Annotated in this window: 19 protein-coding genes, 1 tRNA gene and 1 pseudogene; 14 read left to right on the top strand and 7 right to left on the bottom strand. The window is 38.2% G+C overall.

What is annotated here, in order from left to right; translation table 11 throughout:
* The first annotated feature begins 36 nt into the window (after positions 1–36).
* The 3 genes from AA650_RS23965 to AA650_RS27290 all read left to right on the top strand — a co-directional run bounded on the left by AA650_RS23965 (position 37) and on the right by AA650_RS27290 (position 3,536).
* A complete protein-coding gene (locus AA650_RS23965; RefSeq protein ID WP_053540944.1) occupies positions 37–1,497 on the top strand; it encodes an S-layer homology domain-containing protein in 1,461 nt (486 codons plus the stop codon).
* Between the two features lie 223 nt (positions 1,498–1,720).
* Entirely contained in the window at positions 1,721–1,939 is a 219-nt protein-coding gene (locus AA650_RS28425) for a hypothetical protein (RefSeq protein WP_199924340.1), read from the top strand.
* A 37-nt stretch (positions 1,940–1,976) separates the two neighbouring features.
* Positions 1,977–3,536 (top strand): GUN4 domain-containing protein, encoded by a 1,560-nt coding sequence (locus AA650_RS27290; RefSeq protein ID WP_234413252.1) that lies wholly within the window; start codon positions 1,977–1,979, stop codon positions 3,534–3,536.
* Positions 3,537–3,782: 246 nt separating this feature from the next.
* Here AA650_RS27290 and AA650_RS23955 read toward each other — a convergent pair.
* Positions 3,783–4,010, bottom strand: a pseudogene (locus AA650_RS23955) (RtcB family protein); the annotation flags it as partial.
* A 120-nt stretch (positions 4,011–4,130) separates the two neighbouring features.
* Between AA650_RS23955 and AA650_RS23950 the strand changes: the two are divergent.
* Positions 4,131–4,859 (top strand): HAD family hydrolase, encoded by a 729-nt coding sequence (locus AA650_RS23950; RefSeq protein WP_053540942.1) that lies wholly within the window; start codon positions 4,131–4,133, stop codon positions 4,857–4,859.
* Positions 4,860–4,900: 41 nt separating this feature from the next.
* Positions 4,901–4,973: transfer RNA gene (locus AA650_RS23945), tRNA-Ala, on the top strand.
* Between the two features lie 326 nt (positions 4,974–5,299).
* On the opposite strand, the gene AA650_RS23940 is transcribed toward AA650_RS23945, so the two are convergent.
* Positions 5,300–5,632: a hypothetical protein gene (locus AA650_RS23940; RefSeq protein WP_053540941.1), complete on the bottom strand. Its 333-nt coding sequence runs from the start codon at positions 5,630–5,632 to the stop codon at positions 5,300–5,302.
* A 391-nt stretch (positions 5,633–6,023) separates the two neighbouring features.
* Between AA650_RS23940 and AA650_RS27285 the strand changes: the two genes are divergently transcribed.
* From AA650_RS27285 to AA650_RS23905, 9 genes are all read left to right on the top strand, one after another.
* Positions 6,024–6,188, top strand: a complete 165-nt coding sequence (locus tag AA650_RS27285; RefSeq protein ID WP_081424321.1) for a ribbon-helix-helix domain-containing protein — start codon at positions 6,024–6,026, stop codon at positions 6,186–6,188.
* A gap of 194 nt (positions 6,189–6,382) precedes the next feature.
* The gene (locus tag AA650_RS23935) at positions 6,383–6,928 is read left to right on the top strand and encodes a type I restriction-modification system subunit M N-terminal domain-containing protein (RefSeq protein ID WP_053540940.1); all 546 of its coding nucleotides are present in this window, start codon (positions 6,383–6,385) and stop codon (positions 6,926–6,928) included.
* A gap of 7 nt (positions 6,929–6,935) precedes the next feature.
* Positions 6,936–8,915, top strand: coding sequence for an N-6 DNA methylase (locus AA650_RS23930; RefSeq protein ID WP_053540939.1), 1,980 nt, complete (start codon positions 6,936–6,938; stop codon positions 8,913–8,915).
* Between the two features lie 82 nt (positions 8,916–8,997).
* Positions 8,998–10,134 carry a restriction endonuclease subunit S gene (locus AA650_RS27280; protein ID WP_081424320.1) on the top strand — a complete coding sequence of 379 codons (1,137 nt, stop codon included), beginning with the start codon at positions 8,998–9,000 and terminating at the stop codon, positions 10,132–10,134.
* A 50-nt stretch (positions 10,135–10,184) separates the two neighbouring features.
* The gene (locus AA650_RS23920; protein ID WP_053540938.1) at positions 10,185–10,421 is read left to right on the top strand and encodes a type II toxin-antitoxin system Phd/YefM family antitoxin; all 237 of its coding nucleotides are present in this window, start codon (positions 10,185–10,187) and stop codon (positions 10,419–10,421) included.
* The gene (locus AA650_RS23915; RefSeq protein WP_053541394.1) at positions 10,418–10,807 is read left to right on the top strand and encodes a type II toxin-antitoxin system VapC family toxin; all 390 of its coding nucleotides are present in this window, start codon (positions 10,418–10,420) and stop codon (positions 10,805–10,807) included. The genes AA650_RS23920 and AA650_RS23915 overlap by 4 nt, the downstream gene beginning before the upstream one ends.
* A 55-nt stretch (positions 10,808–10,862) precedes the next feature.
* Positions 10,863–12,644, top strand: a complete 1,782-nt coding sequence (locus tag AA650_RS28420) for a type I restriction endonuclease subunit R (RefSeq protein WP_234413441.1) — start codon at positions 10,863–10,865, stop codon at positions 12,642–12,644.
* A 3-nt stretch (positions 12,645–12,647) separates the two neighbouring features.
* Entirely contained in the window at positions 12,648–13,946 is a 1,299-nt protein-coding gene (locus AA650_RS28415) for a type I restriction endonuclease subunit R (RefSeq protein WP_199924338.1), read from the top strand.
* 1 nt (position 13,947) lies between these two features.
* A complete protein-coding gene (locus AA650_RS23905; protein WP_053540937.1) occupies positions 13,948–14,652 on the top strand; it encodes a M48 family metallopeptidase in 705 nt (234 codons plus the stop codon).
* A 541-nt stretch (positions 14,653–15,193) separates the two neighbouring features.
* Here AA650_RS23905 and AA650_RS23900 read toward each other — a convergent pair.
* From AA650_RS23900 to AA650_RS23885, 5 genes are all read right to left on the bottom strand, one after another.
* A complete protein-coding gene (locus tag AA650_RS23900) occupies positions 15,194–15,838 on the bottom strand; it encodes a hypothetical protein (RefSeq protein ID WP_053540936.1) in 645 nt (214 codons plus the stop codon).
* 279 nt (positions 15,839–16,117) lie between these two features.
* On the bottom strand, positions 16,118–16,630 hold the full coding sequence (locus AA650_RS23895; protein ID WP_053540935.1) for a TniQ family protein: 513 nt from the start codon (positions 16,628–16,630) through the stop codon (positions 16,118–16,120).
* Between the two features lie 39 nt (positions 16,631–16,669).
* Complete coding sequence (locus tag AA650_RS28410) at positions 16,670–17,023, bottom strand: hypothetical protein (RefSeq protein ID WP_168635897.1); 354 nt, start codon at positions 17,021–17,023, stop codon at positions 16,670–16,672.
* 168 nt (positions 17,024–17,191) lie between these two features.
* Entirely contained in the window at positions 17,192–17,614 is a 423-nt protein-coding gene (locus tag AA650_RS28405) for a hypothetical protein (protein ID WP_168635896.1), read from the bottom strand.
* A gap of 5 nt (positions 17,615–17,619) precedes the next feature.
* Positions 17,620–19,428 carry a Mu transposase C-terminal domain-containing protein gene (locus AA650_RS23885; protein ID WP_199924337.1) on the bottom strand — a complete coding sequence of 603 codons (1,809 nt, stop codon included), beginning with the start codon at positions 19,426–19,428 and terminating at the stop codon, positions 17,620–17,622.
* Between the last annotated feature and the right edge of the window lie 41 nt (positions 19,429–19,469).

The following is a 19,469-nucleotide window of genomic DNA, read 5'->3' as shown; positions in this document are numbered from 1 at the left end:
AACATTAGTCCATTGGCCAGGTGCGAGATAAAATATATGAATCCCATTAATTTAAGTTGGAGTAAGCTGGTTGTTGCAACCGTTTCTGTTGTCGCATTATCGCCAATATTTTCTGCATTAGCAGTATCAAGACTTTCTTCCCCAGTTGCATCAAAATTAGGGAATTCTCCACAAATGCAACTTTTAGTGGGACAATCTGAGGGTGAAGCAATTGATATTCCCGTGAATACGAGTTTTTCACCAGAGAAGAAATCAGCATTCACGCTTTATATATGGCAACCTGGGGGAACAATCAAAGAAGTAATTGCCCGGATTTCTATCAAGAGTAAATATGGTAATAAATATCGGCAAGAAAGGTTTTTAGGTGATTATAAATATAAGATTAAGCAAAAGGCTAAGTTTGTTAAAGGGTTTAAATTAGGCGATCGCATCGTCATCCGCTTGTATGATACCAGTAATCGCTTTATTGGTTACAGTGAATTTGTTTGTTTGCCGGAAAATACGGCGGTTAACCTGATTTTATCTGCTAATCCCACAGAAAACAAAGTAGTCCGCACCTTTTATGGTTTTGATGCCAATAATGATAGCATTGTTGATAATACCAATGCCTATGACTACTTCACGGAAGTTAATAACCAAAAAGTTACTTTCCTGAATAGTTCGGAAAAGATCAATATTGTCCAATATCAAGCCGCAGGATTTGCTAAAGTTGCCACCACTGGCGTTTATCCTACCTCCTTTAGCGAAGGTGATTTTGCTGTAGCAGGTAAATCTGTCAATGCCTTTGATTCTAACTTAGCAAAAGCCTTAACTGCTAATCCTAGTAGTTTGGTAAAGTTGACTCCAATTCAGGACAACTCCAGTTTTGAACTGGGCAAATTATTAAGTGAATATCGGACAATAGGTGTAGGTAAGGGTATTCAAGTCTCATTTTCTGATATCTCTAAAAACTATTGGGCTAAAGAATATATTTCTGAATTGGCTGCAATGGAAGTAATTGGCGGATTTCCTGATGATTCTTTTCGTCCAAATGCACCAGTAACTCGTGCCGAATTAGCAGCATTATTGCAAAAAGTTTTTATTAAAAGTAAAGTTCGAGAAGCAATTAATTTTAAAGATGTTCCTAAGCGATATTGGGCTTATGATGCCATTCGAGAAGCTTATGAAATGGGCTTTTTTACTATTCTCAACAGCAAAAACTTTAACCCCACACAAAAGCTGAATCGCCTAGATGTTTTAATAACTTTAGCCAAAGGATTGAATTATAAATTTACTGGTTCAACAGAAAATATTCTTTCAGTTTATAGTGATGCTTCTAGTATTAGAAACGAACATCGGAATTTTATCGCCGCTTTAACAGAAAATAATGTAATTACTAATTATCCCAATAAGAAATTGCTAAATTCTAAAAAAGTTGCCACTAGAGCCGATGTTTGTGCTTTACTTTATCGGGCAATGGTGAGCGCTGGGGAAGTGGCAGATTTACCTGGAAAATAAATTGGACAAACAATATCTTGTCAATTTTCTGCTTTGTTGGGTTAAGCGACAGCGCAACCCAACAAATGCGTTGGGTTTCATGCTAATTGCTTCGCGAACGTTCACGTTCCACAACCCAACCTACAAATCAAGGCTATGGGTTTTACGTTAAGTTTAATTTAAAGATGCGTCCATTTTGGGTATAATTACAAGTAAACGTAATTTTACAAGGTTGTGGAATATCGTGATTACAAAAAATAAACAAATCCCGGCACAGAAATCCGTAATCAACAGAAAACAGGCTGTAGTATTCCCAAGTATTTTGCAGAAAACGCTGCTGGAAGAACTGCGTTGCGGTTATGGAAGTTGCTCCTATAGTGGCTGTTATTGTCAAAAATATGAAGGTAATGCCAGCACTTGTCAAAATTCAGGCTGTGGACACAGCTATGATCAACACTGGTAATACTTGACCCTTTATCACCACACAGGTTACAAATTTTATGCCTATCATCAGAGATTATTGTGCCGGCATGGATGTGGCTATGGGCTACAATCCCCTCACAGGTGAGATTTACGATACCTATGTGGATTATGGAGACTTAGTTGCCGCTGGTGGGCAGACTGGACAAACAGCCGATTTGTTATTCAAACGAGTCACATCTAGTGCTGAACTGAGTAGCGTCTTAGGAATTGATTTTGAGGCAAATCTGAACGCTTCCTGGTTTCAGGGAAGTGGTTCTGTGAAAGCCAAAGCTGTGAGTGAATTGAGCCAAAAATCTAACGAATATTCTACCTTTTCCGTGCTATATGTCAAAGTCCGCGACATTGAGAAAAACTTGAAGATTGTTGATTTGAGTCCCAGAATAATTAAGTTTATCAATCAAAATGGAATAGATGAATTTTATCGGCGGGCGGGTTATGAATATATCTCTGGAATAATTACAGGTGGTGAATTTGTTAGTACCATTGAGATTATTTCTAGTGATAGGGAAACTAAGGAAAAAATGGATGCGGAACTGAGCGCCCAAATTTCCTATAGCAATGTTGTTTCTATTGATGCTAAAGCTGAAATAAAGTCTAGATTTGCCAACCTAGCAAAATATAGCAATGTGCGAATTGAAGCTCGTTGTTATCGCACAGGTGGTGCTGGGGCGCTGGTGACAACTCCCACAGATGCTCTAGAATGTGCAGTCAATTTTCCGGATTCGGTGCGAAAATCGGCGAGTATTTTGCAGGTACTTTGCAAACCTTATCACGATTTGCTATCTTTTCCTACGGCAATGCAAGCGATCGATATGATGACTTTGCAAAAGAAAACACGGGTATTGCAAGGTCTTTGGGAGCGCTCACAGCAGATTTCTAAACAAATTGCTGATGTGGAATATATTCTTCTAAATCCACAGCAATTTGCTCAGGTAAATGAGGCTGTTTTAAGAACAGGAAAAGCCCAGTTAGAAGATCAGTTAGAAGAAGTTAATGATCAAGCAATCCAGTTTACTAAAAACTCCATAAAATCAGTTAATGTTGTTGACTTTCCCCCCATTCCTTTGGCTTTACCAATGCGCGGGATAGAACTCAAGTCAGCAGTAGGACAGGATTATACTAAATTACAAGATTTACTCTTTGCAAAGAACTGGAAAGGAGCGGATGCGGAAACACTACGAGTAATGTCAGCGGTAGTGAACCGAGAAGAAGAAGGTTATTTAGATTGTGAAAATATTAGTAATTTTCCCTGTGAAGACCTTCGTACAATTGACCAGTTGTGGGTAAAATACAGTGATGGTAAATTTGGTTTTTCTGTTCAGAAACGCATTTATCAAAGTCTCGGTGGAACAAAAAAAAATAAACGTAACCCAGACATCTGGGACAGGTTCGGAGACAAGGTAGGATGGAGAAAAGGAGGGGACTGGTTGTACTACACAGATATTACTTCTGACAAGAAATCACCAGAAGGCAACCTCCCCGTCCTTAACTGCTCGTCCCTTCTGCTTCTAAGTTTTAGATTTGATGTGACCTCTGTGTATTATCTCGCGTCGAGACTTGTAGAGTGTAACATTTAAGGGGTACAGAAAATTATTAAGGATTGTAAACAGGTAATTTTCCACGATCATACCTGGTACTCGGTTTTCTGGCTTTTCAGAAAAAAACCTGTAGTACAATACAGGCTTAATCACATACTAAACACGAAAATTCATATCCCGTACATCCTTAAATCCTAGATATCCTGATTCAGACAAATAAAAGCCTATACAATACAGGCTGAATCATGTACATCCTTAAATCCTGGATATCCTGATTCTGACAAATTACCCTTTGACACAAAGAACTTGTTTCAAAGTTGCCACAATTTCCACCAAATCAGATTGGTTTTCCATTACCTGTTCAATGGGTTTATAAGCAGCAGGAATTTCATCTAAAACTCCCGTATCTTTACGACATTCTACCCCCTGTGTTTGCTCGATTAAATCATCAAGAGTATAGACATTTTTTGCCTTACTTCTTGACATTAAGCGCCCTGCACCGTGGGAACAAGATCCCCGACTTCTTCAAGAAGTCGGGGATCTGACTCTTGTATATCTTCAAAAATGGGTTAATCTTAAATGTATTCCGGTAATTTACTCTGATAATCTGGAGGATTGTTTCCAGTTTGCACTATGAGTTTAAAGGCAGTTTTATTTGATTTTAATGGTGTCATTATTAAAGATGGATCAATTCATATCCAATTGATAGATGAGATTCTTGTACAGGAAAATCTTCAACCTCAACGGGTAAAAGAACGTGAAAACTTTTTAGGGATAGGCTCTCGCGCGTATCTGCAAAATCTGTTAAAAAGTCGTGGTAGGGTGGTGACGGAAGCTTATATGATGCAGTTACTTACCCGCAAAGCTCAAGCTTATGTGCTGGAATTGGAGAAGCTGGAAGAATTGCCTTTGTATTCGGGAATTGAAGATGTGATTTTTCAGATTCGTTCCCGTCATCTCAAAATGGCGTTAGTTAGTGATGCTTTATCCTCGGAAATAGAATTTGTATTAACATCTGCTAAATTAGCTGAATACTTTTCTGTGATTGTGTCGGGGGATGATATCAGCAGCAATAAACCTAACCCGGAAGGCTATTTGCTGGCGGTTTATCGCTTAAATCAGGCATATCCAGAATTAAATTTACAACCTGATGAATGTTTAGTGCTTGAAAATACTCCCGCAGGTATTCAAGCTGCTAAATGCGCCCAAATGCAAGTGGTGGGAGTAGCAAATACTTATCCCTTCCAGATGCTACACCGTCAAGCTAATTGGACGATTGATTATCTGATTGATTTGGATTTGCAGCAGGTACAGGAAGTTTTTTTGGAAAAAGATGTGAAATCTGTCCTTCCTGAGTGTTAAGATATATGGTGTGCTAAAGTTTTTGACTTAAGCACGACTAAGGGGAATTAGCTCAGTTGGTAGAGTGCTGCGATCGCACCGCAGAGGCCAGGGGTTCGAGTCTCCTATTCTCCATTTGTCCATTAAATAATTATGTTCAACAACCGCCACTAAAGTAAATCTTCTTTTAACCCACCACCTATGGATAGGACGGTTGAAACACTAGAAGTTCAACATCACTTTTGAGTATATTATTGAGAAAGTATTCTTTACCTTCTTTCTGCCTTATTCGTTTTTTATATAAAGTAAGCCATGAAGAATAAACGGTTCTTCGGTTATTTTTATGGAAAACCTGGTTCAAAATCATTGAAAGCCTTATTCTGTAGGCATTTCATTGAAAATATGGAAATAATTGTTTATAACCCTTGTCCCGTAAGGGTTTTGTTATCATCAATCCTCAATCACCATAAAAGAGACGCAAGAGCCGAATAAACTTCTTGCACAAAAGAGTCTGCTGATGAGCGAAAACGACCTGACTGTTTTTCTAAATCTGAATCTTTTGTTAGAGATTTACGTAATTCTGTAATTTCTTTTTTGCTGATTTCTCCAGTTTCTTTCTTGGTGTCAAATTCAGGTTGTTCACTTACATCCTCCAATAATTGGACAATCAAAGGAGTATTTTTTTGAGTCATTTCTTCCCATACTTGACGAAGTACATCTTCTTTAGCATTGAGATGGCATCTTATAGTTCTGATGATGGGATTCGTCGAATTTTTCTTATTATTGCGGCTCATATTGACAAAATCTCCACAAAATCAATGAGTTGTTATTTTGTGTAATTACAATTAATTACTTATTTGTCTTTGTCAGATAACGATCGCACCTTGAAGCGATCGCTCTCCAAAAATTTCAGCAATGTCGCACTGTAGGGAAAATCTGCTGGTATCTTTGTGAACACAGTAATTTATCAAAATCAATACAAGCTAATACCGTCATATCGCTCAAATCGTTCATAGCATGGACTTTCCAGAGAATAAATATATACAACATTGCCACACATTAATTTAATGTTTGGCAATGTTTTTAATTTACCATAAAACATTGTCAAACATTGTTAAACATTATTTAGCCTTAGAACAAGGTTGTGGAGGTATGATAGTTTAGCGATAAATTCTTTTAGAGTTAATGAATCAGAGCGATCGCGTACAAACTTCGATATACTTTCCTAAAGATATCCATGAGGCTTTAGTCAGATGGGCGCAGGAAGAAGACCGTCCCATAAGTAATCTTGTGGTGAGGATTGTTAGTAAGGCTGTTGAGGAGCGAGAGCAGCAGAATCCGCCACAATAGTGTATGAGTGTTACAAATATCAGAATTTAAACTCTTCCGATATAAGATATATCCTCAACCACATATAAGTTGAGGCTTGTGGACGTGGTATGGTATTGGTTCTTTGTAAAATGTAAAAACTGCAAGGTAAGGTGTCAGACATGATCAAGTCCATCTGACAAAGTAGGATTAAGTAGGGGTCAAAACGATACAAAATGGCAATAAAGAAAAGTGAACTATACAGTTCGTTATGGAAAAGCTGTGATGAACTGCGGGGTGGGATGGATGCCTCGCAGTATAAAAATTGTGTATTAGCTTTATTATTTGTTAAATATGTATCTGACAAATACGCAGGTGTGGCAGATGCCCTGATTGAAGTGCCGACTGGGGGCAGCTTTCAAGATATTGTTGCCCTCAAGGGTGATAAAGAAATCGGCGACAAAATCAATAAAATCATCGCTAAACTTGCCGAAGCTAACGATTTAGGCGGTATCTTTAATGATGCTGATTTTAATGATGCGGACAAACTGGGTAAAGGCCAGGAAATGAAAGACCGGCTTTCTAACCTGGTGGGGATTTTTGAGAACTCAGCACTGAACTTTAGTAAAAACCGCGCTGATGGTGATGATATTTTAGGAGACTTCCAAGAAATAAATTATCCTAAGAAACGAACCACAGAGGCACAGAGTACACAGAGAGAGAATTTCTGCATCAGTTTTGGGACATTTTTTTATTTGGAAGTCTCTAGGGGATGCTTATGAGTATCTGATGCGGAACTTTGCCACCCAGTCAGGTAAAAGCAAAGGACAATTTTACACCCCGGCAGAAGTTTCTCGCGTGATTGCTAAAGTGATTGGTGTTAATTCCACTACCAGTCAAGAACAGACCATTTATGATCCCACCTGTGGTAGTGGTTCATTGTTACTAAAAGCTGCGGACGAAGCAGAACAGGGCTTAACCATCTATGGACAAGAGATGGATAACGCTACCTACGCCTTAGCACGGATGAATATGATCCTACATGGACATCCTACTGCGGAGATTTGGCAAGATAATACTTTATCAACTCCCTACTTTAAAAACCCGGATGGGGGACTGAAAACCTTCGATTTTGCTGTGGCTAATCCGCCCTTTTCCTCAAAGGCTTGGAGTACAGGCTTTAACCCGATTAAGGATGAATTTGAACGTTTTCAAGACTATAGCATCCCCCCAGCTAAAAATGGCGACTATGCTTTTTTGCTGCATATCGTTCGCTCCCTGAAAAGCAACGGTAAAGGAGCGATTATTTTGCCTCATGGGGTGCTGTTTCGGGGTAATGTCGAGGGTGAAATTCGCAAAAAACTGATTGGCAAAGGCATTATTAAAGGGATTATTGGGCTACCACCAAACCTATTTTATGGGACGGGAATACCTGCCTGTATTATTGTTTTAGATAAAGAAAATGCGGAAAATCGCCAAGGCATTTTTATGATTGATGCCAGCAAGGGATTTGTTAAAGATGGCAATAAAAACCGCTTGCAGGAGCAGGATATTCATAAAATTGTTGATGTTTTCAACAAACAGCTTGAGGTGGCGAAATATTCGCGGATGGTTTCTTTGCAGGAAATTAAAGACAATGAGTATAACTTGAATATTCCCCGTTATATTGATAGTCAGGAAGAGGAAGATATTCAGGATATTGAAGCGCATTTGTTGGGAGGGATACCCCAGCGCGATATTGAGGCATTAGGGGAATTTTGGCAAGTTTATCCGAACTTACAACAAGAATTATTTGCACCAACGAAAAACCCAGCATATCAACAGCTAAAAGTTGCTGCCAATGATGTCAAAAATTGTATTTTTCATCATCCTGAATTTATAAAATATAGTCAGGAAATTGAGCAGGTTTTTACAACTTGGAAAAATCAACATACATCATTATTAAAAGCTGTTCAACAGGGAGATAAACCCAAGGAAATTATATATAAGTTAGGTGAGAATTTACTAGCAGCATTTACAGGAAAAAAGTTAATAGATAAATATGATGTTTATCAACATCTGCTTACTTATTGGTTGGAAGTAATGCGGGATGATGTGTATATCATAGTTGAGGATGGTTGGCAAGCGGAACTCACACCCATAACTAATAAAAAAGGCGTAATTATAGATTATGTCTGTGAACTGATACCGGAAGAATTGATCATTAATCGCTATTTTCCATCTGAACAGGCAGAAATTGAAAAACTGGAAGCTCAAAAGGATGAAATTATCCGACAGCAGGAAGAAATGCAGGAAGAATATGGAGGTGAAGAAGGTTTGTTAGAAGAGGTGACTAATGATAGTGGGAAAATTACCAAAACTAATATAAATATTCGGATTAAAGAACTGAAAAAAAATCCTCTTTTTGCTGATGCTGATGAATTAGATGAATTACAAGTATTGACATCCTACCTAAAATTAATAGATGCAGCAGCAGATATTGATAAAAAAATTAAAGACGCTACCCAATCTTTACACAATCAGGTGTTAAAGAAATATAAGAAATTAACAGAGGATGAAATTAAAACTCTGGTGGTTGATGATAAGTGGATGACGATGTTGAAACAGGCAATTAATTCTGAGATGGATCGGATTTCGCAACGGTTGACGCAAAGGATTCAGGAGTTAGGTGAACGTTATGATACTCCTTTGTTTGAGTTGACTAATGAGGTGGATAGGTTGACAAGTTTGGTTGAGGGACATTTGCAAAAAATGGGGATGGTTTGGTGATGTCTATTAAAAAGATGGAACGCAGATAAACGCAGATAGACGCAGATAGATTTTACATTTTGTTTAATTTTTGGTGATGTTTATGAGTGTTCCAGATGGTTTTAAGGTTTCTGAGTTGGGGGTTATTCCTGAAGATTGGGATGTGCAACCAGTTGGTGAAGCTTTTGAGATTTGTAATAACCTTCGTTATCCAATTAGTGAAGAAGTTAGAAAAAAGAAAGTAGGAGATTATCCATATTATGGACCAACAAAAATACAGGGTTATATAGATGAATATAGAATTGAAGGAAAATATGCGTTAATTGGAGAAGATGGAGATCACTTTCTCAAATGGCGTGATTTACCAATGACATTATTAGTATCAGGAAAATTTAATGTTAATAATCATGCTCATTTAGTCAAAGGCACAAAAAATTTAACTGAGTGGTTTTATTATTACTTTTATCGTAAAGAAATTACAAGACATTTAACGCGCCAAGGTGCTGGAAGATATAAATTAACCAAAAATACGTTAGTTCAAATTTTATGTGCTATTCCCCCGCTTCCTGAACAAAAAGCGATCGCACAATCTCTAAGTGATTTTGATACCCTAATTACAGCATTGGATCAAGTCATCACCAAAAAGCGCAACATCAAGCAAAGCACGATGCAGCAAATCCTCACGGGTAAGAAACGCCTACCGGGTTTTAGTGATGAGTGGGATGTGAAGAAGTTAGGGGACGTATTAAAAGTCCGACATGGAAAAAGTCAGCATCATGTGGTAGACCAAAATGGAGAATTTCCAATTTTAGCTACAGGAGGAGAAATTGGCAGGGCAAAAACCTACTTATATAACAAACCATCAGTATTAATTGGACGAAAGGGAACTATTGATATTCCACAATATATGGATAGTCCATTTTGGACGATAGACACTTTGTTTTATACAGACATATTAAATAACGCATTTCCAAAATTTATTTTTTATAGGTTTAATTTAATTAATTGGTATTCCTATAATGAGGCTTCTGGAGTTCCCAGTTTAAATGCTAAAACGATTGAAAATATTGAAATTAAGTTGTCCTCAGTTGAAGAACAAAAAGCGATCGCTCAAGTCCTCAGCGACATGGATGCAGAAATTGAAGCATTAGAAAAAAAGCGCGATAAATACAAAGCCATAAAACAGGGGATGATGCAAGAACTTCTCACCGGAAAAACGAGACTAATTAGTAGTTCTTAATCAACGCCAAGGTTATAAAATAGAAGCAAGAACAAGAGCTAAACTATACTATGGAACACATTACTACCAGTGAATTACCCAAAACACTCCAACAAATATTTGCAGAAATACAACGCACCAAAACACCCTTAACCGTCACCCATGACGGAGAACCCTTAGTGATTATTTATCCTGCCACTCTTCAACCCCAACGCCCAGCATTTGGAGCAATGAAGGGTAGCGGTGAAATATTGGGAGACGTGATTGCTCCAGTCATCCCTGCTACCACATGGGAAGCACTCCAGTGAAGCTATTACTTGATACCCACATCTGGCTTTGGTATTTGCTTGGTAACGAACGTTTATCTACTCAACTGCAAACCACCATTCCAGCAGCAACAACCGAACTTTGGCTCAGTCCAATTAGTATCTGGGAAACTCTACTTTTAGCAGAAAAAGGACGAATATCTTTACAGCCTAATCCAGTTGCATGGGTTGATTTAGCCTTAAATACCTTAGAAATTCGTGAAGCTTCACTTAACCACCACATCGCCATTTTAAGCCGACAGATTGAGCTACCACACCAAGATCCAGGCGATCGCTTTATTGCAGCTACCGCAGTTTACTACCAATTAACATTAGCTACAGTTGATACCAATCTTACAGGTAGTTCCTGGTTACAAACATTAAGCTAGACAGAAAATTCACAGTTGAGATAAGTTAAAAATGACAAAGGGGTAAGATGTGAGTATGAACCAAGTCGGACAACGTGAACGCCAAACCCAAAACCGCGTGGTGCAGTTATTCCAGCACCAGCTAAATTACCGCTACTTGGGAAATTGGCAACACCGACTTAATAACGGCAACATCGAAACCGAAATTGTTACCACCTTCCTCCGTGACAAACAAGGCTACAACGACACCCTAATTAACAAAGCTTTATATGAACTCAATAAAGTCGCAGGTGATCAAAGTAAAAACCTCTACGACATCAACAAAGAGATTTATAGCTTGTTGCGCTATGGTGTCAACGTCAAAGAAGAAGCAGGAGAAAAGAACCAAACCGTTTGGCTGATCAACTGGAAAGAACCCCTAGAAAATGACTTTGCCATTGCCGAAGAAGTCACCGTCAAAGGAGAAAACGATAAACGCCCGGATATAGTTCTATACATCAATGGCATCGCCCTCGGTGTTTTAGAACTAAAACGCAGTACCATCTCCGTCTCCGAAGGTATCCGCCAAAACCTCGATAATCAAAAATCTCTATTTATCAAATCCTTTTTTAACACCATGCAGTTAGTCATGGCAGGCAACGACACCGAAGGACTACGTTATGGAACTATCGAAACCTCAGAAAAATATTACCTGAGCTGGAAAGAAGACACCTATAGCGACATCGAGAACCCCTTAGATAAACACCTATTGCAACTTTGTGAAAAAACCCACCTTCTCGAACTGATCCACAATTTTGTAGTTTTTGACTGTGGGATCAAAAAACTCTGTCGTCATAATCAGTATTTTGGTGTCAAAGCAGCCCAAGATTATATTTCCCGTAACGAAGGGGGCATTATCTGGCATACCCAAGGCAGTGGTAAAAGCCTAACTATGGTTTGGCTGACAAAATGGATTCGGGAATATAACCCTCATGCTCGCGTGTTAATTATGACAGATAGGGAAGAACTAGACGAGCAAATTGAAGGCGTGTTTTTTGGTGTTAACGAAAACATCTATCGCACAAAAAGCGGTCAAGACTTGATCACCCAACTGAATAATACTACTCCTTGGTTACTCTGCTCCTTAATCCATAAATTTGGCAGAAAAGACAGTAGTGCAGAACAACGTGGTTACGACAATTACATAACCCAACTTAAAAGCAGTTTACCCCAAAACTTCCAAGTCAAAGGTGATATTTATGTCTTTGTTGATGAATGTCACCGCTCCCACTCCCAAACAGGTAAATTGCATAAAGCTATGAAGGAAATTTTGCCTCATGCTTTGTTTATTGGCTTTACTGGTACACCCATACTCAAAAAAGACGAACGGAATAGTATAGAACTTTTTGGGAACTATATTCACACATACAAATTTGATGAAGCTGTCAAAGATCAGGTAGTTTTAGACTTACGCTATGAAGCTCGGAAAGTAGAACAAAATATAACATCCCAAGCCAAAATTGATCAATGGTTTGAAGCTAAAACCAGAGGCTTAACTGAACAAGCGAAAACATTACTTAAACAACGCTGGGGAACAATGCAAAAAGTCCTCAGTTCTAAATCACGCTTGAGTAAAATTGTCGGTGATATTATGTTAGATTTTGTCACCAAAGATAGACTACAAAGTGGCAGAGGTAACGCCATTCTCGTAGCAGATGGTATTCCCCAAGCTTGTAAATATTATGAGTTATTCCAAGCAGCAGATTTTACAAAATGCGCCATTATCACCTCCTATGATGCCTCAGCCAAAAGCATTAAAGGCGAAAGCATTGGAGACGATGAACGCACGGAAAAGATACAGCAATATGAAATTTATTAAAAAATGCTGAATGGGCAAACCCCAGAAAAATTTGAGGAAGAAGTTAAAGAGAAATTTATCAAATCACCTGCCCAAATGAAGCTCTTGATAGTAGTTAATAAATTGCTCACAGGTTTTGATGCGCCTCCTGCTACGTATCTCTACATTGATAAAACCATGCGAGATCATACACTTTTTCAAGCTGTTTGTCGTGTCAATCGTTTAGATGGTGAAGATAAAGAATATGGTTATATTGTTGACTACAAAGATTTATTTAAAAGCCTAGAAAAATCAGTGAAGGACTACACTTCAGAAGCCTTTGAAGATTATGATGCAGACGACGTTGCTGGCTTATTAAGTGACAGATTAGAAAAAGGCAGAGAACGCCTAGAAGAGTCTAGAGAAGCCATTAAAGCCCTTTGTGACCCTGTAGAACCACCCCAAGATACTCCTGCCTATATCCGCTATTTCTGCGGTGCTAATGACAAACCAGACACCCTTGAAGAGAACCAGCAAAAGCGTATAGCTCTTTATAAATATACATCCGCTTTCGTTCGTGCTTACGCCAACCTTGCTAATGACATGATAGAAGCTGGTTACACTCCAGCAGAAATCGAGATTATTAAACAAGAAGTTAAGCATTATGAACAGGTACGGGGTGAGGTAAAACTTGCCAGTGGCGATTATATTGATTTAAAAGCCTACGAACCCGCCATGCGTCACTTGATAGATAGTTATATTGGTGCAGAAGAAAGCGAAGCGATCGCCACCTTTGAGGATATGACGCTGGTGCAATTGATAGTCCAAAGGGGTGCTGATGCTGTGAACGCATTACCCCAAGGTATCAAAAAGAATAAAACAGCAGTAGCAGAAACCATTGAAAACAATTTACGCAAAGTGATCATTGATCAGCAACCAACCAACCCGAAATATTTTGAGAAAATGTCCACATTGCTGGACGAATTGATCCAAACTAGAAAAACAGCATCCCAAGAATATCAAGACTATTTACGGAAAATTGTGGAGTTAAGTAAACAAGTTGCACAACCCAGCAGTTCCTCAGTGTATCCTCAATCATTGAACTCTCCCGCCAAAATAGCTTTATACGATAACCTCAATCAAAATGAAGCCCTAGCACTATCCATAGATGCAGCAATTTGTCAAACTAAAAAAGATGGATGGCGAGGAAAAACAATCAAAGAACGGGAAGTTAAAAACGCAATTAAGAGACATTTAGAGTTGCAAGAAGATTGCGATAGCGAAACGCTACTGCGAAACGCAGAACGCATCTTTGAGATAGTAAAAAGCCAAAGTGAGTATTAAGATGCAGCAAATAACAGTTGGTGAACTGGTGATAGATGTCGTCAGAAAGAATATTAAAAACCTACATCTGGCGGTTTACCCCCCAGATGGTCGAGTGCGTATAGCTACACCATTAAACCTTGATGATGAATCTGTGCGTTTATTCGCCATTTCCAAACTAGCCTGGATCAAAAAACATCAAAAAAACTTTCAATCCCAAGAACGCCAGTCACCCAGAGAATTTGTATCTGGTGAAAGCCATTATTTTCAAGGTAAACGCTATTTACTTAATGTTATCTATTATCTAGGAACTCCCAAAGTAGAAGTTAGAAATAATACTTATATTGACCTTTATGTAAGAGAAGGAAGTAATGAAGCTCAAAGACAACAGGTGATGATGTCTTGGTATAGACAGCAGTTAAAACAGGAGATTCCCCCATTGATCGCCAAATGGGAAAAGAACATAGGCGTTACTGTCAATGAATGGGGGGTAAAACTGATGAAAACCAAATGGGGTACTTGCAATATAGAAGCCAAACGCATCTGGCTAAATCTTGAACTGGCGAAAAAGGATAAGCAATGTTTAGAGTATGTAGTGGTGCATGAGATTGTACACCTCCTAGAACGCAATCATGGCGATCGCTTTGAGGCTTTGATGAATAAATTTTTACCCAATTGGAAATTATATAAGGATGAGTTGAACCGTTCTCCCTTGGGAAGTTATTGAGTGAGATTGCTGTTGATATTTTTAGATGAAGCGCGATCGCACAACACATAATATTTAAGTTTGCTGTCTGAGTGTCCTAATTGCGGGGCGTAGGTTTAAAGTTACTGCGTTGTGGGTTGATGGTTAGTGTCATCGGTGTTTTACGCCTTTTGGGGAGATGTTGCAGTGGCAAAAAAAGATTTAGGATATGCGGAGCGATTTCTCTAGTATCATAATTACAGATAGGAGTTAATCCCTTATTATCACCTCAATTATAGGTCTTAAAAGGAAGCTTTTCATGATATCATGAACTTACAGGTACAAATGTACTTGTAAATTGTAAATATTTAGACTCCTGACTCGCAGTTTGTAGAGGAGGTGAATAATTTGATGCTTGAAAAAGTTAGGAAATGTAAATACTGTGGTAGGGACATGATGAATGTTTCCCAATCTTCATGGTTAGAAAATCCCTACTGTAAGCATTGCTTCAATCAAAGAATAACAGAAGCATCAAATATGATGCCTCCTCGAAATTGGCATCTAGAAGGACGTTATATTGTCTTTAAGCCAAAGATAAAGACGTAAAGGTATTCTCTAAATGAGTTTCAGCATGAGAACGAGTAAGACCTTGTTTACAATGCTGTGATTTTTTTCTTCTATTACCTTGATTTTCTGTAAAAACATTTACATTCCACAAGTTTTCTACACCTTTGACTAGTTCAACAACTAAATCTGATTTTTGTTTTCCTTGACTAGCTTTCCAAAAAATCTCTCCATTGGGAGAAAATTGAGTATTCCAATCTAAAGGAATTGTTACTCTCGCTAGTGCATCTGCAAGCTCGATTGCAGATGAATAGCGTTTTTTAGATATTGTTGTTAAAGCTGCTACCATACACTCGATTCCTTTTTTTCCTAAACCCTCAAGAATTACACCTTCAATCCTTGCCCTTTTAAGTAAAGAGTCTTTATTAGCTGTTTTAAAAGAACTAGGCTCAGGAAGACGAATTGCAGCAAACTGAGGCTGATATTCTTCAATAATAGTCAACAAACGCTCTCTATACCAAACAAGTTGGGAAGACTCTTTATCATAACTATTGGGTGGACTCATTTTATCCTGGAAAATAAGGATAGGTTGTTGTTTTGTTCCTTCAACAACAGCATAATTAACAGTCTGAGGTTCAACCCTGAATCCAATTGCTCTTACCATAAACTCTATTTTAATTAACTTTTGAATTATTCTAAGTTTTTCTTAATTGATCTAAATTGTAGTTTTTCCTCTAACCTCTGATAAATAACATTTAACCATACGGGAATCACAGCCTTACCTTCATCGAGGAATGCGATCCGTAGGAATCGCTATCCTAGTAACTTGCTAATCCCTGATAAATAATATTTAACCACACAGGAATCACAGGCTTACCTTCATCTAGGGAAGTGATCCCACTTCAGCATACCTTACAGCGATAAAAAATACTAAAATTATTACTTAGTAAGATTTCTGTCGCTTTTTCATACTTTTAAAAGGCGCATGACACTTGTTACATTCTCCATGTTCCCACAGTGCTGGAATAGCAAACCGTTCTCCACAAAAGGGACACTCTGAAAGCAAACGCAGCTTATGGCGATCGCACCCCACAGTGGATTGAAACTGCCACTCCAATCTATGATATGGCTGTTCTGCATAACACGCAGCACATAACCGTATTGGCTCTAATTTCATTTTCTCACCCTTGGGTGGGAGCATTTGAGTAATTCGGTTTGTATCTAAGCCAATTAATTTACTAATTGCCTCCAATTCCTTTTGACTAGGAAATGGATTAAATCGAAATTTCTCCCACCTTGCTAACACTGGTCCAATACCTGCGGCTTTACTTAAACTCCCAGGAGAAGATACGCTGATTGCTTCATTTCGCCTAAATCTACCAAAGTAGTGGCTAATACTCTCCCCTACGTAGGGTTCAATATACCAAGGTGGATGTTGTACTGTTTCCTGCTCCATAAATTATATTTCAAGTGAACTTAAAGCCAATAAACTTCCTTAGCCTTTTCTTTTAAATTTAACTTTTGGTTCTTTACGTCTACCGAATTTCTTAGTCAAATTATATTGATCAAGTTCAAAATGCGGCTCATCTATTTTCAGTATGGCAATTTTCCGAAGTAAATCATACAAAGGCTCAATCAGTCCTCCAGATTTTAGCCGTAAATAAGAAACTACGCTCTCAATCTGTGTGATATTTAATCGGCGATTTTCTCGAAGAAATTTTGCTTCCCAGTCGTCCACAACTTCAATTATTTCTTCTTCAGTTAAATTCGGAAACTCATAAGACTCCAAAAATGAGTCATGAACGCGCACATAAGGTAGACTTTTCCGTTCCAGAATATTATCACTCAAATAGTAAGTCCCAACCAAGATAACGGGAATTCGTAGTTTTGCGAAAACATCAATTAGTTCGTTAAATCCTTCTAATGTTATGTAATCCGCATTACCGATAACGAGTAATTTTACACCATAACCTTTAATAGTTCCCCATGCCCGCGAACTGACAAGTCAGCGCTTGCGCTATCGCAAATCTCTTAGTGCGCCAACATTAGCAAGTGGATGCCCAATTTCTTCCAAAATGGAACAATACAAATCTGTTGGGCCACCATGCTGTTCAATTTCTGCATAGAGAACAGTTGCAGGGATTTCTAACAGTGTCCCTCTTCGTTTTACATATTGGGTTCTGTAAAGTTGACAGGCTTTTAATAAGCCAGAACCAGTAGCAGATGTAACATAACCACAGAGTTTTGCATCACGCTGATCATCAAGCCAGTCAAACAATTCCGTATCGCGGTCTAGGGGAAGGTAAGTGTTAGCTTTACCAATCCGTTCAACTTCAGCCTGGAATTCTGGCGATCGCCGTAATTCCTCAGCCGGTTGCAAACTTGGATTAGACTGCTGCTTAAATTCTAGATCAGCATGGGCTAAGTTCGTTTCTGACATTGCACTCACCAATTATCCCTCATAAATTGATTCCAATCTTTTGTACCAACTCTAGGTCTTCGTTTAGCTTTAGCTGTTTGATTGGTTTGATTGGTATCCCGTTGACTTTGTTCAACTTGCTTATCTATTGAATTTACAATGTTTTGTGAAACAGTGTCAATTGGAGATATTAAATTTTCTTGTGCAGTTTTTATTTCTTCTGGAGGTTCTATTGTTTCTGGTATTTCATTTTCAGGAAACAACTCCACTACTTTTGATTTATTAGTTTTAACCTCGTGTTTTTGTTGTGCTTCTTTACGCCGTCGTCTACGTCTCTCCTTACGGTTTTGTTCAACATCTTCAAATATAGATAACCGCTCATTCAAAATAGACGATTTATCAACTTCTTTACCTTCATTACGCAATTTTTTCTTGATATAATTTAATTCAGCCAGAGACATCCTTTCTCTTTTAAAATCTCTAGCTTGTATAAAGCCAAGAAACTCTCCTGGTTCACCATTAATAGGACGAGTATAAGCAATAACTGTTGTAATATTACGCTTGTCATATCTTAAAGAAACTTGCTTCCTTTCATAATCTAACAAGCAGTCTCCCTGATATATCCAACCAAGAAAGTTAACAGAACCATATTTTTCTACATTGCGATATGCAATTTTCATTAAACAAATATCTAGTTCACGTTCATCAATAAGCTCAGGTTCTTCCAGTAAACAACTTGATTTCCATCGCTCAATACGTTTTTGATTTTTTGCTCTGGGATAATCATGACGATTGTAGTGGTCTACAAAATATTTCACTAATATTTGCTCTAGTTTATCAAGCGTCAAACAGGCAGTTCTTTCTGCCTCTGGAGGGCGTTCCTCAATATTTGAACCAGTATATCCACCATATAATGACAAAGTTTCCTTATTAATCTTGTCAAAAATAGACTCAATTAAACCACCAGCCTGGGGAAAAGCACGTAAACGCCTTATAAAACCTAACTGTAGTGAAACTTGTTTTAAATGTTCGGACTTAAATTCCTTTGCACGATCTGTCATTATATATTCAGGTATTCCACAAATCTCCCATCTTTCTTGAAGTTGGTACTCTGTTTCGTAGTGCTTTGGTAAAATTGCATGACGCAGAGCTAAACCAACTTCATGAGAGCCAGCAGGTTCAAAACCTAGATAAAAACCTGTGACACAACCAGAATAACTATCCATTACCAACGTAATGTATGGACGACCGATAACTTTCTTATCTTCTTCGTGAATCAACAAAATATCTAATCTAGTATGGTCTATTTGCCAAATCTGGTTACTGTGGGTTATTTCTAAAATCCCTTCAGTTGTTTGCAGAATTTGTCCTTCTATCGGTGAACCGGGATGGCGAACTTTATTATGTTTTTCTTCTAAATAGGAATTAATGACTTTATAAACAGTGACATGAGAAGGATACTTTCCTGTTATTAAATCCTCCCGCACCTGAGAGTATCCCTTAAATTTTTCATCATATTTCTTCTCTTGCAGTTTCTCTCCTTGACTACCTAAAGCCTTTAAATACCCAGAAATCTGATTGTGATTGATCCGAGAACCTTCTCTATTACCCCATTTATGAAGGCTGACAATAAAATCATGCCACTCCTTGGAAATACGATATTGTCCTTTATCCTTACGTCCAACAGCTAGAGTGGCTACCCCTACCTGCTCAACTTTCTCTATCATGCGCTTAATAGTTCTAGTGCTTTTACCCAGAGCTTTCGCTGCATCTGCGATCGCATTCCTACGAGCTATCTTGTCAGGCGCTTGAAGGATGGCATCAATTAATTCCACCTTTCTGAGATACTCTGGAGAATCTTCGTTAACAAGCAGGT

This window comes from Anabaena sp. WA102, assembly GCF_001277295.1.
In the GTDB taxonomy this organism is placed as follows: Bacteria; Cyanobacteriota; Cyanobacteriia; order Cyanobacteriales; family Nostocaceae; genus Dolichospermum; species Dolichospermum heterosporum.
The sequence above is the reverse complement of the archived record's forward strand: the minus strand, read 5'-3'. Positions and strand labels throughout refer to the sequence as shown.